Genomic DNA, 16,338 nt, shown 5'->3' with positions numbered 1-16,338 from the left:
CTTAGAAAGAAGAGCTGATCGATAAAAACAGCTCAATCTCAAAATTAATCTACTTTTGTTACGTTCGTTGCAACCGGACCTTTTTTGCTTTGTCCGATTTCAAATTCAACAGTCTCGTCTGGTTCGAGACCAGCAAATGAATCAACTAACCCGGTCCGGTGAACAAAGATGTCTTTGTTTTCCTCTGTCAGGATAAAACCGAAACCTTTGGTAGCGTCATACCATTTTACAGTGCCCTTCATGCCAAACTATTAGTAGTTTGATCTGAAGTTGTTGTCTCTACGACCGTAGCCACCACCGCTGTTTCCACCGCGGTTAAAACCACCGCCATTGCCGCCACGGTTGAAACCGCCGCCGCCTCTGCGATTGTTGTCACGAGGTTCTCTTTTTTTCTCGATAGACTCGTTAACAACCATTGTTCTTCCTTCGACTTCAGCTCCGTTTAATTCTTCAATAGCTTTTTTTGCTTCATCAGCGTCAGCCATTTCAACGAAACCGAAACCTTTACTTTTACCAGTGAATTTGTCTGAAATTAATTTTACAGAGCTCAATTCACCATACTCCTCAAAAATTTCTCTAAGGTCATCCTCAGTGATGTTGTAGTTGAGGTTTCCAACAAAAATGTTCATAATCAATAAAAAATAAAAATGTAAGTCGTAAATGTACTCTTAATTTGCTTCTAAAAAAATTATTGAGGTAAATAAACCATTTATTTATCCTTTTATATCAAATCTTTAACTCAAAGTGCCTGATTTCGCCCGAATTGGCGAACAGAAATGTAAAATTCGGAAGATTCGGGATTTCCCCGTGATTTAGAAAAAGGATGACCGCTACTATGATTAAGATCGGGCCAATGTCCTTCGAATTGAGATTGGAGCAAAAAAAATCAGCTGATTCTAACTAAATGAGCATCGTGCCCTGTTAGAACCAGCTGATTTAAATTTGATTCTTATTATTTACAGCAAGTGATCGCTCAATGCTTGCAGTGTTGTCAGTTTGTCTTTTGTTGCAACCAGCACCGAAATGTTGTGACGGCTACCACCGTACGAGATCATGCGGATTGGAATACCTTCCAGGGCGGTAAATACTTTTGCCGCAAAACCGTGTTCGTCGGCAATCAGGTCTCCAACAACACAGATGATCGATTGGTCTTCGTCCACTTCAACTTCGCCGTATTCTTTCAGTTCACGAACAATGTCTTCCAGTTTGTTGGTGTTGTCGATGGTAACCGATACGGCAACTTCTGATGTTGTTACCATGTCGATTGGCGTTTTGAAAAACTCGAAAATTTCGAAAAGGTTTTTCATGAAACCGTAAGCCATTAACATGCGGTACGAACGAACTTTGATCGCAGTGATACCGTCTTTCGCCGCAACAGCTTTGATACCTGTGCCGCTTGAGTCGTGGGTAATCAACGTTCCGCCGTCAGTTGGGTTCATGGTATTTTTCAAACGAACCGGGATGTTTTGAAGTTTGGCCGGCAATACTGTTTGCGGGTGCAAAATCTTAGCGCCAAAATAGGCTAGCTCTGCCGCTTCATTAAACGACAGTTGTTCAATTTTCTTCGTGTTTTTGACGTAGCGCGGATCGTTATTGTGGAATCCGTCAATGTCGGTCCAAATCTGAACTTCTTCAGAATCGATAGCTGCACCGATCAACGAAGCCGTGTAGTCTGAACCACCACGTTGGAGGTTGTCAATTTCGCCATCGGCATTGCGGCAAATAAAACCTTGGGTAATGTAATAATCTGCTTCACCGGCTTCCTGCAGGCTTTTCTGAATCAACGGACGAATTTCGTGCATGTCGGCTGCTTTGTCTGCATCGATGCGCATGAAATCCAATGCCGGAAGAAGTTTGGTTTTGTGACCGTTTTCCTTCATCAATTGGGTGAAAAGAGCGGTTGAGATCAGTTCGCCCTGAGCAACAATGGTTCTTTCGCCGATTTCGTTAAACTCGCCGGATGTGAAAGATTTAATTGTGGTGAATGCCTTTTTTATTGCTTTGGCAGCTTCCTTGCGGATATCGGCGCTTTTGTAAAGCTCCTTGACAACCGCTTCGTATTTACGCTCGAGTGCAGCGATTTGTGTAAAAGCTGCGTCCTTATTTTTCTTATTCAGATAATCAGCGATTTCGACCAATGCGTTGGTCGTTCCAGACATGGCGGATAATACAACCAGTTTCTTTTCTCCGTCGGTAATCAATTTCATCACAGCGTTCATGTTCTCTACGCTTCCAACGGATGTGCCACCAAATTTTAATACTTTCATTGCGTGTTGTTTTTGCGTCCGGTAATAGCCTGAAGCAGGATCGGAATCCGACGTGCCGGCTCCAGTTTATTTGATGCTATTCAGTCTTGTATATTAGTTAATTAATCCAATTAATTTCGGAGGGCAAATATGCGGATTTTATTCTTATTAATAAAGTATTTTCGTATTTGCTGAATAATTATTCATATTGCGTGAATGAATATTTATATTTGCACAAAAGTTGAAAATACCGAATTAAAAATTGTTTTCGTTGAATGAAACGAAAGGTTGCAAAAATAGGGTAGTAGGCAGCCTGTTGTATAAAATGTTGATGAAGCCGTAAAATATTCGTTATTTGTATATGATATTAAGGTGGATGTCCAGTTCCGTCATGCGGAATTAAAGTGCAGTTAGGGGTGGTTGCACGGACGTCCACCTCTTTTTTTATCAAAAATTTCCAAAAATAGCGTGCTTCTCCGAGTTGAAATAGATGGTTGAATAAATGTTGAAATTCTCTCGGTTGGTAAAAAGCTTCCGTTCAATATATAAAACCGGATCCCCTTTTTTGATATTCAGTAGTTTCCCTACTTTCTGATCGGCCTTCAGGGCTTTCAGTTTTTGCTGGCCACCTTTTACCTCGATCTGGTACTGCGTTCGCAGGATTTCAAACAGCGATTTGTTCTCAAAAGTGCGACTCGTAAACCGGGGCAGGTTGATGTTTGGTATGTGGTTGATGTCGTAGAAAACCGGTTGCCCGTTCACAATGCGCAGACGCTCCATGTAGATGCACCCGAAATCCCGTTCAACTTCTGATATTTCGAAATGAAAGGGCTCAGGCCACGACATGATTTCCGGCTTTTGCAAAATCTGGGTTTGCAGGAAATCTTTGCCAATGGCTGATGATGTTCCGGAAATAGACAGGATGCCGATATCCTGTGGAGGTTTACGAACGATACTTCCTTTTCCCTGCTTTTTCTGGATGAACCCGTCTTGCACCAATGCTTCCAAAGCGTGGCGAACGGTAGGACGAGTCATGTTGTGTACGGCACATAGTTCGTTTTCCGACGGCAATAAACTGCCTTCTTCGTAAATGCCCGACAAAATATGCTTGCGCAGCGACTCGTATAGTTTCTTGTATTGCGGTAATTTATTCTCAGCCATTCTGTTGTCTTTACAACTTTCTCAAGTCTCAGTCTGATTATTGGTTTGTGTTAAGCTTTGAATAATTGGCTGAGCCCTTGGGATAGTGGTGTTTTGTCAAAATCTCAGATCAAAATTAAGAAAAAATATTAAAATTCAATTTCTAACTTGTATTTACAAGTTTAAAAATATAAGTTTACAACCGGAATCCTATAAATGCCTTTGTTGCTCGTTTCTGGCGGTTCTGTTTGCATTTGGATTCTAAGTGTTGTATTTACAAGTCGATTTATAATATTGAGTTTTCGAGTCGGATTGTAGATATAGACTAACAGGACGAGACTAATTAAACGAAATAAAATTCCACTATGGCTATTCCAGTTATTCTGCCCCGCCAGGGGCAATCTGTCGAGACATGTATCATCGGCGAATGGTACAAACAGGTGGGTGACGCCGTGAAAACCGGCGATATCCTTTTCTCCTACGAAACCGATAAAGCATCATTTGAAGAAGAAGCAAAGGAAGATGGCGAGTTGTTGGCCATCTTCTTCGAAGCCGGAGATGAAGTTCCGGTGTTGACCAATGTTGCCGTTTTGGGAACAAAAGGTGAAGCTGTTGACGAGTTTCGCCCGGGCGGCGGAAGCGCACCGGCTGCCGAAGAATCAAAACCTGAAGTTGAAGCAGCTGCACCTGTTGAGTTAAAGAAAGAAGTTGTGTTGGTTGACAAGCCAGCCGGCGATGTGAAGATCTCGCCTCGGGCGAAAGTGATGGCCGAGAAGTTGGGTGTTGCCTACGAACAAATTCAGGGCAGTGGCCCGAACGGCCGTATCATTGCGCAGGATGTAGAAGCCGCAGCTGAAAGCTTGCCGAAGATGACGCCGCTGGCCGCTGAGAAAGCGAAAGCGGAAGGTTTGGAAGCTCCGAAAGAAACAACAGGTTTGGGTGGTCGTGTTGCTGCAGCCGACCTGATGAATTACAACCCGGTTTATGGTGACGATTTCGAGGTTAAAAAGTTGCCAAATATTCGCAAGTTAATTGCAAAAGCCATGCACCAGTCGCTGCAAAACTCAGCACAGCTGACACACCATATGAGTGCCGATGCCCGCAAGGTGATGGCACTGCGCAAACAATACAAAAAGAAATTGGAAGCCGGAGAGATCTCTCAAAATATCACGATAAACGATTTGGTTTGCTTTGCAGTTATTAAAGCGCTGAAGAAATTCCCGCAGGTAAACACCCATTTTATCGGCGACAGTATGCGTTGGTTTAAGAAAGTGCATTTGGGCTTGGCGGTTGATACCGAACGTGGTTTGATGGTTCCGGCGGTTAAAAATGCCGACGATCTTTCCATTGAAGGACTATCGTCTCAGTTGGCGTCCGTTGCCGGTGCAGCTCGCAAGGGCAATGTTGATCCGGAGTTGTTGAAGCCCGAAGCAGCAACTTTCACTGTTTCGAACCTGGGTAATTATGGCGTGGAAATGTTTACGCCAGTCATCAACCTGCCGCAGTCGGCTATCCTTGGTGTCTGTACCATTGTTCCTCGTCCGAAAGATTTGGGCGATGGCGTCTATGGTTTTGTACCGATGATGGGCTTATCGTTGACCTACGATCACCAGGCGCTGGACGGCGGCGAAGCGACACTGTTCCTGAAAGAAATTAAAGAGCAAATTGAAAACCTGACGATTTAGGATATTCAGATACTGGATGATTGGATTGTCAGACTAACTAAAACCACATGTTCTGGCGATTTGACAATCTGAACATCGGGAAGTCTTATAGTCTAACAATCCGAAAATCTAACAATCTAATTGAAATGAGTAACAAATTTGATATAGCTATTTTGGGAGGAGGTCCCGCCGGTTATGTTGCTGCCGAACGGGCAGGAGCAAAAGGCTTGAGCGTGATCATCTTCGACAAAAGAGCATTGGGTGGTGTTTGTCTGAATGAAGGCTGCATCCCAACCAAGACTTTGCTGAATTCGGCTAAGGTTTTGGAATATGCCCACGAGGCATCAAAATACGGAATCGAGGTCAATGGTGTAGGCTTCGATTTCGGAAAGATTATGGCCCGCAAAGACAAGGTTGTGAACAAACTGGTGTCGGGCGTAGGCATGAAAATGAAGCATGCCAAAGCTGAGGTTGTGATGGCCGAGGCTGTAATTAAAGAAAAGCGTGGCGACCTAATTACCATTACTGCCGACGGAAAAGATTACCAGGCCAGCCGCCTGCTGATTTGTACCGGTTCCGAAGCAGCTGTCCCGCCCATTCCGGGACTCGATAAAGAGCTGGTGTTAACAAACCGCGAAATTCTGCAACTGAAAGAATTGCCCAAAAGCCTGGTGATCATCGGTGGCGGTGTGATCGGTACCGAGTTTGCCGATTTTTACAACGCCATGGGAACGAAGGTAACCGTGATCGAGATGTTGCCAGAAATTCTGACCGGCGTCGACGAAGAGATTTGTGCTTTCGTGCGCAAGGAATTTACCAAGCGCGGAATCGAGTACCATCTGAACGCCAAAGTAACCGAGCTGAAAGGCAAGGAAGTGGTTTTCGAAAAAGATGGCAAAGTACAGTCGGTAACTGGCGAGCAAGTGCTGTTGTCGGTTGGCCGCCGCCCGAATGTACAAGGTATCGGACTGGAAAACATTGGCGTTGAGTTTTCACCCCGCGGTGTGAAGATCGACCAGTTCTGTCGCACCAACATTCCGAATGTATACGCTGCCGGCGACATTACCGGTTTCTCGCTGTTGGCTCACACGGCCAGTCGTGAGGGCGAAGTTGCCATCAACCACATTTTGGGACGAAAGGATGTGATGCGCTACAATGCCATTCCCGGTGTTGTGTACACGCATCCCGAGATCGCCGGAGTTGGCTTGACCGAGTCAGCAGCTAAAGCAAAAGGTATTGAGGTTGAAACCCGCAAATTGCCTATGGCTTATGCCGGGCGGTTCATTGCTGAAAACGAAGGGAAAGACGGCTTCTGTAAAGTTGTCGTTGGTAAGAAATACAAGGAAATTCTCGGTGTTCACATGGTTGGTGGAGCCTGCTCCGAAATGATCTGGGGCGCCTGCGCCTTAATCGAAGCCCAGCTGCGTGTTCAGGATGTCGAAGAAATTGTCTTCCCGCACCCAACCGTTAGTGAGATTATCAAGGAAACCATATTTCAATTTTAAAAAGTTCCAAAATTCAGGTTTCAAATTCCAAGTTTTGAAGTAATGAGTAAAGTGCAGCGATTTGAAGATTTGAAAGTGTGGCAGGCTTCTCGAGAGTTCTGCAAGACGATTCATGCATTCACTTCAATAGTTGGCTTTTCTCGAGACTACCGCTTTGTTAGCCAGATAAAAGCCTCCTCGGGTTCTGTGATGGACAACATCGCTGAGGGATACGAGCGGGATGGAAACAAGGAATTTATTCGGTTTCTGGCTATAAGTAAAGGATCCTGCGGCGAGTGCCGGTCTCAGTTGTATCGGGCTTTGGATTGCGGTTATATTTCCCAATCTGAATTTGACGAAGCGTATGAATCAGCAATTGAAATTAGCCGAATGCTAAATGGCTTGATCGGCTACTTGAAAGAATCTGATCTAAAGGGAAAGAAATTTAAGTAAATGCCGATCTCACTTGGAACTTGAAATTTAAAACTTGGAACATTTATTAACTCAAAACTTAAAAACTAATTAGATATGCCTAAAGTACAATTTATTGATCCGCAAAATGTCAGGAAAGCTGGCGAAGTAACTTTCAAGCCAATTCCTGTTAATCAATACAACAAAACAATTGAAGACGAGAAAGCCAATTTCTCGAAAGACGATTTTCTGCGTATTTACCACGACATGGTGGTGATTCGCGAGTTCGAAACCATGTTGAATGAAATCAAAACCAAAGGCGAGTACAATGGTGTTCCTTACAACCACCCTGGACCTGCTCACTTGTCGATCGGGCAGGAGGCAGCGGCTGTTGGTATGGCTTACACGCTGGGTGTTGAGGATTTCATTTTCGGTTCGCACCGTTCGCATGGTGAGATCTTGGCCAAAGGTTTATCGGCAATTCACAAATTGAACGACGACCAGCTGATGGATGTGATGAACAAGCATTTCGACGGCAAAACTTTTGCGCCGGTTAAAGAAAACTTCAAAGGTACCGTGAAAGAACTGGCGATCCGCTTCCTGATTTACGGAACACTGGCTGAAATCTTTGCGCGTGAAACCGGTTTTAACCGTGGTTTGGGTGGCTCGATGCACGCCTTCTTTACACCTTTCGGCGTTTATCCGAACAACGCCATTGTTGGTGGCTCGGGCGATATTGCAGTTGGAGCAGCGCTCTTCAAAAAGGTAAACCGCAAGGATGGTATCATTGTGGCCAACATCGGTGACGCTTCCATGGCTTGCGGTCCTGTTTGGGAAGGTTTGTCGTTTGCAACCATGGACCAGTTCAACCAGTTGTGGGAAGGAGACATGAAAGGTGGTCTGCCACTGATCATCAACATCATGAATAACCAGTACGGTATGGGTGGCCAAACTTGTGGCGAAACCATGGGATACAATATTGCTGCGCGTATTGGCGCCGGCCTGAACGACGACCAGTTGCACGCCGAACGTGTGGATGGTTACAATCCGTTGGCGGTGATCGACGCCTACAAACGTAAGCGCAAAATTCTGGAAGAAAAGCGCGGGCCTGTTTTGCTGGATGTGCTGACTTACCGTTTCAGCGGTCACTCGCCATCCGATGCCTCGTCTTACCGTTCGAAAGAAGAGGTGGAAGCATGGCAGGCGGTGGATTCAATTTTGTGGTTTGGTGCTGAGTTGGTGAAAGCCGGAATTGCCACTGAAGATGAATTGAATGGTACCCGCTCGGCCACAACCGACCTCATTACCTGGGGCGTGAAACTGGCAATTGACCCCGTTATTTCACCTTTGATGGATATGGAAAAATACCCGGAACTGATTGGCGACATGATGTTCTCGGACGAGTCGGTTGATAAAATGGAAGATCGCCCGGTTGAGGTGAATCACCCCATGGCCGAAAATCCGCGGGTGAAGCAGCTGCAAACGAAAGAGCGTTTCGCCTTCGACAAGGATGGCAAGCCTTTCTCTAAAATCAAACAATATGGTTTGCGCGATGGTATTTTCGAAGCCATTGTCGACCGATTCTATAAAGATCCGACCCTGGTGGCTTACGGTGAAGAAAACCGTGACTGGGGTGGTGCATTTGCGGTGTATCGCGGCCTGACAGAGGCGCTGCCATATCACCGCCTGTTTAATTCGCCGATTGCCGAAGCATCCATTATCGGTACTGCCATTGGTTATGCGATGTGCGGCGGCCGCGTGATTCCCGAAATCATGTATTGCGACTTCCTGGGCCGTTGCGGCGACGAGGTGTTCAACCAGTTGCCGAAGTGGCAAGCCATGAGTGGTAATGTGATTAAAATGCCGGTGGTGGTGCGTGTTTCCGTTGGTTCGAAATACGGAGCCCAGCACTCGCAGGACTGGACAGCCCTGGCGGCTCATATTCCGGGCCTGAAAGTTTGTTTCCCAGTTACACCTTACGATGCCAAAGGGTTGATGAACTCGGCGCTGCAGGGAACCGACCCGGTTATCTTCTTCGAAAGTCAACGTATTTATGATATTGGTGAGCAGTTCCACGAAGGTGGTGTGCCCGAAGAATACTACGAAATTCCGTTTGGCGAGCCGGATGTGAAGCGCAAAGGTTCGGACGTGACCATCCTGACCATTGGTGCAACCTTATACCGTGCGCTCGAGGCTGCCGACATTCTGCAGGAAAAATATGGCCTAAGTGCCGAAGTGATCGATGCCCGTTCGTTGGTGCCGTTTAACTACGAGCCGGTGATCGAGTCGCTGAAGAAGACCGGTCGTCTGGTGATTTCCGGCGATGCGTCGGCCCGCGGATCGTTCATGCGCGATTTGGCTTCGAACATCACCGAGCTGGCATTCGACGAGCTGGATGGCCCGCCGGTGGTCGTTGGCTCGCGCAACTGGATCACACCTGCTTACGAGCTGGAGAACTCCTTCTTCCCGCAAGCCGACTGGATCATCGATGCCATTCACGAAAAAATTGTTCCGTTGAAAGGGCACGTGGTGAAAAGCAACTTCACCGAGCCCGAACAAATCAGACGTAATAAGTTGGGCGTTTAATTTTTGTTGATAGATTTTTCCCCAAGGCTGTCCGGTGCTCCGGATGGCCTTTTTTCTTTTCAGGAGTGGATATTAACCGGGTGACTCGAAGTCACCCTGTTAATTGGTTTGGAGGGCCTGCCAGGAAATTGAGGGTTTCACTCGAAGTGAAGCCCTCAATCCGTTTAAACAGGCTCAGCTCCCGCACGAATCCCTTTGCTTGGTTTGCTAAATTTCGCCACGAGATACAATCGCGCGGCAGCGGGTTATCTGGTGACTTCGAGCTACCAGTTCATTTCGTAGTCGTTATTAAATGATAATTGCTTGTCCAACCAATTGGAGGAGGCATAATCAAATGATAATTGGTCGCCCAGCCGCCAGCGGAGCAATTACTAAATGATAATCGTCGGCTGAAACCAAGTGATCGTTATTAAGTGATAATTGCATTGTTGTTGGCAGTCAGTCGCCCACCTGAATCGATGTTGAACGCTTGTTGATAATTACCGGAGGGAGAATAGAATATTTAAGCTTTTTAATGTTAAATTGAATGAGGATAAATAAGACGATTAGCTGGGGTAGGACCATGTAGATATACGTCAGCATTAGTTGCAAATTATCAGGGACAAAATGATTTTAAAACGATCAAGTTTTTAGTTTGAGTGATTTATGAAAAAGTTTTTCGGTCTATTTTCGATAATTATTTTCGGTCTATATGGTTGTCCATATAGCGATGATATTCCTAGTCATCTTAGAATAGTTAACAATTCTGTTTCTGATATTTATTTCGGAATCTCAAGTTCTTTTCCCGATACGTCGTTATCTCACATTGAAGTTATTCCTTTTTATGAAGGTAATACGACTCAAAAAATTGAAGCAGGAGATACAATGTCCATTCGAACAATAATTTTGGCCGAGGATAACACTACTCAAATATTCTTCTTCGATGCAAACGTAGTAGAGGCTGAGTCATGGGATAGTATTGTTTCTAATTACGTCGTGTTAAAGCGAAAAGAAATTACTGAAAGTGATTTGGAAATGTCAGATTGGACCATAACATATCCATGAAAAAACTAACCTTGCTAGCACAATGACGTTATCATGGTCTTGGCAATTTAGCCACACCTTACATCGTCCGACAGTTCATACTTCGATACCATTTTTAAAACTGATAAAATGAGAATCGTGTTGACATTTATAATAGGATTTCTTTACTCTTTTCCCGTTTCACAGTCCAATGGGAAAGACAATACAATATATTCGAAAGAGCTTGTCTATACCTATAACTATTCAATTTTTAAGGAAGGGAGAAAAGAAACAGGTAGGATCTATTTAGGATGTTTAGGCAAACTTTTGCCACTTAAAGAACAAAAACAATTTGCTATAGTCTGGACAAAAAATAAACGGGAGCTTAGTGAGAAACGAAATAATACAGGAGCAATTGAAGATACCAACCGGGTATTCATTCATCCACCAAGGAATAATGAGTTTAGAATCCTTGAATATTCGCCATTCCCCTATGTGAAATATCCACTAAAGACAAATAGTAATTGGAATTGGCAACTTACGCTAGGGAAATACTGGGAGGATGAAGAGTTGAATGTTCTTGCAAATGATACGTTGCAATATCGCTACCAGGTTGAAGCTAAAAATCAAGAATATTTTTCTTTTGCAAAATCCTTGTTGACTTATTATGAGATTAGAAGTTATTCTATTAATCCGAAGTTCAAGTCCGAATTTGTAGGGTACTTTAATGATGGCTATGGTTTTGTCTATTGTCAATTTCAAAATATTGACAATTCAACAATAACGTTCGAGCTTGTGAATGTCGCGTCATTTGATGACGTTTTAAATGACGCTGTAAAAACAGAAGAAAATAAAATATTGTGGGATAATAAATCGTGGGAATAAATCCCTGCTTGCATCAGGCAAGCTTGCGCGTTGAGCAGTCTATTTTGTCACACGACACATCTTTCGGCAGCTTGAGGAACTTAAGCTTCCAGTCCGAATAGTATTTCTTCAATCTTAATACATTGATCCTGTGATTGCAAGCATCTTTCATAGTCCATTCCGTCAGAATATGTGCAGAATTGACGTGCATGTCTTAGGTATTCTTTGGCCATCTCTATGCCACAAATACGGTACACAAAGAATATTAGGCTTTTCTTAATATCGTAGATCCCTTTGCTAATTAGCCTTTCCGAGACAAGGACCCATTTATCTTTTGGTAAATGACTTGATACATAGTTATTCGCATCTAAAATTTTTTGAAAGCTATCTACTTGATTAAGTTTGAGTGCTAATTCGCAAAGATATGCGTGATGGCTCCACAACTCCAGGTCTTTGTAGTCTCCTTGCAGTATCTTTTCAAACAACTCATTAAATACACTTTGCCTCCATATTGCTTCGTCCTCGTGAGTAATATTAAGGTTTCGATATTGTTCATACAGCTCAGGTTTCTCCCGAGCCATATGGAAATGCGAACAGCCCATTTCTAAAAAAAGTTCTTTTGCACGTTGTAAATCCATTACAATCGTTTTTAGGTTGCATTATGGAATTTTGCACGACAAATTCCATAATGCAACAGTTATTTGAATTAAAATTATTTTACCAATCGGTCCAGAGCAATTCTCGTCTGCTACCCCGCGAATCCCTTCGAGTGTTTTAGTCTATTTTGTCACACGACACATCCTTCGGCAGCTGGGCTACTGCTTAAACCCCATTGGGGCTGCCCTCAATTTCTCAAGCATCTCCAAGAATTCTGTTTTGTCAATCTTGCCAACAGCATAATCAAGTACGTTTCCTTGGGGATCGGTGAAAATTGTGATCGGCGTGCCGCCAATTTTATACCGTTTTACCAGCTCTTGCGAGTTCGGATCATCAATGTCAATCATGATGGGTACAACTTGTGCATTGATGGCCTTCATGACCTCCTTGTCTGCGAAAACTTCACGCTTCATAATTCGGCAGGGTACGCACCACTTCCCGGTGAAAAACAGCAGCATGTTCTTGCCCGAATCGTTGGCGAGCTTTTGTGCCGTGACCATGTCGTCGGCCCAAACCACATCGTTTGAAGGTACATAAAACGAATACCAGGCATAGCCCAACGAAGCGACCAAAAAGGTGAGCCAAAACACACGCCAAAACGGGTGAGGCTTCTTCTTCGGAGCTTTGGTTGATGAATTAGCAGAGGGATTAACTGTTTTTTTCATAGCTGGATGAATTAATTTTTGCAAACTGATGCTATCGTCGCTAACAACACGGCGTTTTTGATTGTCCTTGTCAAAAATTTTGGATGATTCAGAAAGAGTCTGTTTTCGGGTTTTCAGCTAAAGATAAACATTTAAAACCAGAAGCGCGATTTAGTAGCTGGCTCAGGGGAGTTGTCGGTGAAAAATATGTGATTTAAACATGAAATAAGTTTTCGCGATTTCGGCTTTCCGGCAGACTTTACGAAAAGGTTGCTTTTTGACATCAAAACCGCATTTTTCGTGATCCGGGCTGCAACCAATTTTCTCATTTTTAATAAATTTACTACCGGAAGAGTAATGGAATGAGTTGATCGCTTTTTTTCAAATTGCCTTAAGATTGTACAGAGCTAGTCGTCAGGTCGCGATCTGGCGGGTCGTTATCCTTTTACCGGAGGGAAAGTGCCCGTGAACTGAATCGTCGATAGCGTTTTGACCCGACATGCAGGAATGTTTTTCGGGGATGGGATTGTTGAGGATTAAGGTCTCCTGTCGTGTGATCGCTAAGATTAGAGCAGTCTGTCCTGCGATTTAAGCGTTGTAGGGAAAGACAGGCCCGTTTGCAAGCTGGAGGTTATGGAATAAAGCTCAGCCCAAATTAATCGAACATGAATCTAACGAGCTTTCTAAACGCGAATTATAAAGATCAGTACTACGACGAATATTTAAACGAAGTACAAAAAACGATCTTAAAGTACAACAAGCTGTTAATCCCCTTTATGCTGGTGGTTTTTCTGTACTACACCATTGGCGATTACCTGATCTGGCACATCCCGGTGTTTGCCCCCACCCGCTATCCGGGCATATTCACCTGCCTGCTTTTGCTCACAATTACCTACAGCTCGCTCCGAAAAAACCGAAAGCTGGTTATTGTGGCTAACAATTTACACTGTATCGCCCTGTTGTTTATGGGCTTTAGTCTGACCATCCTCGGTCCCGGGTATGGGTTTAAGGGCATTATTTCCTGCATCCTGTTTGTTGTGGCCTCGCACTTTTTTGTGAAAGGCTACCGGGCAATTATCCTGCTGTATTCCATCGGTTTTGCCATGGCCCTCGTCACGCTTGTTTATTCGTATTTGTATTTTCCGGTATACAGCCAGGCCGAAATCATGGGGTTGGTAACAGTTTTTGTCGGGATTATTATCTTAAGCTTTTACAGCGAAAAAACACGCTTCAACGAATTCTATTTCCAGCGAAATTTGGTGGAGGAAAAGAATAAAACGCACGAGCTTTATGTCGAGACTCAGTCGAAAAACGACCAGCTGGAAAAGATGAACAAGCAGCTGGACGAGGCGCTGACAGAGTTGGAGCGGATTGACCAATCGAAAAACAAACTGTTCTCCATTATCGCTCATGATTTGCGAAGCCCAATTGCAGCCGTCGTGGGTTTGTTGGAAGACATGGACGAGAATTTCGGGGATTATAGTCTGGATGAAATTGAATATCGTATTCGCCTGCTTGTGAAATCGAGCGACACGACCTTAATACTCATCAACAACCTGCTTTATTGGGCATCCACACAATGGATGGGGATCAAGATTGAAAAGGCCAGGCATAATCTGGCTGATATGGTGGATAATAGTGTTTCGGCTTACCTCAATGGCGCCAAACTGAAAAACCTGGATGTTGATATTCAAATTGACAATGACCTGTATGTGCTGGTCGACGAGAAAACGATTCGGGTGGTGATCTCCAATTTGTTCAACAATGCCATTAAGTTTACCAATAAAGGAGGGCGAATCGCGCTGTTCAGCGAGGTGGACGGATCGCAGGTGCGCTTATCGGTGCGGGATAATGGTATCGGTATGAAGCCTGAATCGGTACAGAAGTTATTTAAGCTGGGGCAGAATTTTAACCGATACGGCACAGAGAATGAAAAAGGAACCGGGCTGGGACTAGTTCTGGCGGCTGAGTTTGTTGCTTACAACGGCGGCGAAATTCGGGTAGAGAGCGAAGAAAACAACGGCAGTTGTTTCACCATCACACTACCAATGGCCGACGACTGATACTGTGATTTTGCAGAACGCAAAATTACCACCAGGAAAAAGAAATAGCTAAGCTTTTAAATGTTAAATTGAAGGTCGAAAAAACAGGCGATACTAGCGTCATCTGTTTACCTGGTAGATATACGCAGAAGTTGTACACTATTTCTCATTGATGGAAAAAGAAATAATAATACTTAGTCCCAAAAAACTTAAAACAATAAGACTGCTTCTGATATCCTTGACATTCACTATCGGAGCATTTACCTTTATAGATAAAAAACCTTTATTAGGGTGGTCTTGTATTTCTTTTTTTGGATTAGGATTTATTGTTTTTGTTATTCAACTGTTTCCAAACGCCTCATTTCTAAAACTTACTCAAGATGGTTTTGAAGTGCGAAGTCTATATCGATCACATCTCACTAGATGGTCTAATATCAAATCCTTTAGAGCTGGTTTTATATCAATACCTGTATTTGCGTCATTCGGTACTTTTTTGCCAATGAAAAAGAAAATGGTCTTTTATGACTACAAAATGAGTAACAAAAAACATAGAGTTGGTAAATCTTTTTCCAAAGCTCTTTCTGGTAGCGAGGCCGCATTGCCCGATCTATTTGGGATGAATGTTGATGAGTTAGCAGAACTTATGAATAAATGGAAGGACAAAAACAGGTTACAACAATAGTTCTAAAAGCATGGTGGGCGCAGTGGTTTCCGCGCGCTGGCTCTTCGTTCGGCGTCGTGTCCCGGTGGACACTGACGCTCTCCGAGAACCGCCACACTTTATAGCCGAACCGTTTCGTTCACTAGAAATAGGATCAAACAATAGAATTTCAATGTGTGCACTATAAAACATTGCGACTATGAAAAACAACAGACTTGTTATTACCCACCTGATATTAACGTTTGTCATAGTACTACTGTTTGCCTGCAATCGCAGCACGAACCAAACGGATCATATTACGATTGAAAAAGGTAGTTTCACTGACCCGCGGGATGGTAAGATCTACAAAACTGTAAAAATCGGGGATCAATGGATTTTGGCTGAAAATATGGCATACAAACCTGATACAGGAAATTATTGGGCATATGAAAATGATAACAGCAATATTGCAATATACGGTTACCTGTACGACTGGGAAACTGCAATGAATAATGTACCGCCAGGCTGGCATATTCCTTCCGGAGATGAATGGTTAGCTGTAGCAAAATCATTAGGCTGTAAAAATAAAGATTCATGGCGCTATTTGGAAGAAATATACCCAAAGCTGGTAGTTGGAGGAAGTAGTGGATTGAATATGTTACTTGGAGGTATGCGTACTTGCGATGGAGAATTTAAATGCCTTAATGACAAAGCCAGATTTTGGACATCCATCACTACAATTAAACAAAAGGATTCATATAAATCCAATATAAGAGTTTATGGTTTAGAAAGTAAAGATGATGACCGGCATGGTTTAAATTTCAGAAAAACTGCTTACATGTTTTATAACGGAAAGAAGTATCCCGCTTGTTGTGGTTTTAGTGTTCGTCTTTTCAAGGATTAGAATAATTACGAAACACTATATTTTCTATAAGTAATTCTGTGAGTACTGGAAATC

15 protein-coding genes are annotated in these 16,338 nt (G+C 43.6%); 9 read left to right on the top strand and 6 right to left on the bottom strand.

The annotated features are described in order from the left end of the window. Positions 1 to 44: 44 nt before the first annotated feature. From BC643_RS22045 to BC643_RS22030, 4 genes are all read right to left on the bottom strand, one after another. On the bottom strand, positions 45 to 242 hold the full coding sequence (locus tag BC643_RS22045) for a cold-shock protein (protein ID WP_120275503.1): 198 nt from the start codon (positions 240 to 242) through the stop codon (positions 45 to 47). Between the two features lie 9 nt (positions 243 to 251). Further along, on the bottom strand, positions 252 to 629 hold the full coding sequence (locus tag BC643_RS22040) for an RNA recognition motif domain-containing protein (RefSeq protein WP_120275502.1): 378 nt from the start codon (positions 627 to 629) through the stop codon (positions 252 to 254). Positions 630 to 956: 327 nt separating this feature from the next. Beyond that, positions 957 to 2,267, bottom strand: a complete 1,311-nt coding sequence (locus BC643_RS22035) for an aspartate kinase (RefSeq protein ID WP_120275500.1) — start codon at positions 2,265 to 2,267, stop codon at positions 957 to 959. 426 nt (positions 2,268 to 2,693) lie between these two features. Next, on the bottom strand, positions 2,694 to 3,407 hold the full coding sequence (locus BC643_RS22030; RefSeq protein WP_120275499.1) for a GntR family transcriptional regulator: 714 nt from the start codon (positions 3,405 to 3,407) through the stop codon (positions 2,694 to 2,696). A 344-nt stretch (positions 3,408 to 3,751) separates the two neighbouring features. On the opposite strand from BC643_RS22030, the gene BC643_RS22025 reads away from it, so the two are divergent. The 6 genes from BC643_RS22025 (at position 3,752) to BC643_RS22000 (ending at position 11,418) form a co-directional block, all read left to right on the top strand. Next, entirely contained in the window at positions 3,752 to 5,071 is a 1,320-nt protein-coding gene (locus tag BC643_RS22025; protein ID WP_120275498.1) for a dihydrolipoamide acetyltransferase family protein, read from the top strand. 125 nt (positions 5,072 to 5,196) lie between these two features. Beyond that, complete coding sequence (lpdA, locus tag BC643_RS22020) at positions 5,197 to 6,555, top strand: dihydrolipoyl dehydrogenase (protein ID WP_120275624.1); 1,359 nt, start codon at positions 5,197 to 5,199, stop codon at positions 6,553 to 6,555. Between the two features lie 42 nt (positions 6,556 to 6,597). Continuing rightward, positions 6,598 to 6,987 carry a four helix bundle protein gene (locus tag BC643_RS22015; protein WP_120275496.1) on the top strand — a complete coding sequence of 130 codons (390 nt, stop codon included), beginning with the start codon at positions 6,598 to 6,600 and terminating at the stop codon, positions 6,985 to 6,987. 75 nt (positions 6,988 to 7,062) lie between these two features. Beyond that, positions 7,063 to 9,531: an alpha-ketoacid dehydrogenase subunit alpha/beta gene (locus BC643_RS22010; RefSeq protein ID WP_120275494.1), complete on the top strand. Its 2,469-nt coding sequence runs from the start codon at positions 7,063 to 7,065 to the stop codon at positions 9,529 to 9,531. Positions 9,532 to 10,176: 645 nt separating this feature from the next. Next, complete coding sequence (locus tag BC643_RS22005) at positions 10,177 to 10,575, top strand: hypothetical protein (protein WP_120275492.1); 399 nt, start codon at positions 10,177 to 10,179, stop codon at positions 10,573 to 10,575. 108 nt (positions 10,576 to 10,683) lie between these two features. Further along, entirely contained in the window at positions 10,684 to 11,418 is a 735-nt protein-coding gene (locus BC643_RS22000) for a hypothetical protein (RefSeq protein ID WP_120275491.1), read from the top strand. A gap of 80 nt (positions 11,419 to 11,498) precedes the next feature. Here BC643_RS22000 and BC643_RS21995 read toward each other — a convergent pair whose 3' ends face one another. Together BC643_RS21995 and BC643_RS21990 are read right to left on the bottom strand one after the other, a co-directional pair. Then, positions 11,499 to 12,035: a hypothetical protein gene (locus BC643_RS21995; RefSeq protein ID WP_120275489.1), complete on the bottom strand. Its 537-nt coding sequence runs from the start codon at positions 12,033 to 12,035 to the stop codon at positions 11,499 to 11,501. A gap of 177 nt (positions 12,036 to 12,212) precedes the next feature. Beyond that, positions 12,213 to 12,719 (bottom strand): thioredoxin family protein, encoded by a 507-nt coding sequence (locus BC643_RS21990; RefSeq protein WP_120275488.1) that lies wholly within the window; start codon positions 12,717 to 12,719, stop codon positions 12,213 to 12,215. A 644-nt stretch (positions 12,720 to 13,363) separates the two neighbouring features. On the opposite strand from BC643_RS21990, the gene BC643_RS21985 reads away from it, so the two are divergent. The 3 genes from BC643_RS21985 to BC643_RS21975 all read left to right on the top strand — a co-directional run bounded on the left by BC643_RS21985 (position 13,364) and on the right by BC643_RS21975 (position 16,284). Next, the gene (locus BC643_RS21985; protein WP_120275486.1) at positions 13,364 to 14,761 is read left to right on the top strand and encodes a sensor histidine kinase; all 1,398 of its coding nucleotides are present in this window, start codon (positions 13,364 to 13,366) and stop codon (positions 14,759 to 14,761) included. Between the two features lie 151 nt (positions 14,762 to 14,912). Next, positions 14,913 to 15,422 (top strand): hypothetical protein, encoded by a 510-nt coding sequence (locus BC643_RS21980; RefSeq protein WP_120275485.1) that lies wholly within the window; start codon positions 14,913 to 14,915, stop codon positions 15,420 to 15,422. A gap of 178 nt (positions 15,423 to 15,600) precedes the next feature. After that, positions 15,601 to 16,284 (top strand): FISUMP domain-containing protein, encoded by a 684-nt coding sequence (locus tag BC643_RS21975; RefSeq protein ID WP_120275483.1) that lies wholly within the window; start codon positions 15,601 to 15,603, stop codon positions 16,282 to 16,284. The last annotated feature ends 54 nt before the right edge of the window (positions 16,285 to 16,338 follow it).

The organism is Mangrovibacterium diazotrophicum, assembly GCF_003610535.1.
GTDB lineage: Bacteria > Bacteroidota > Bacteroidia > Bacteroidales > Prolixibacteraceae > Mangrovibacterium > Mangrovibacterium diazotrophicum.
This window is presented reverse-complemented; position numbering and strand designations above follow the sequence as displayed.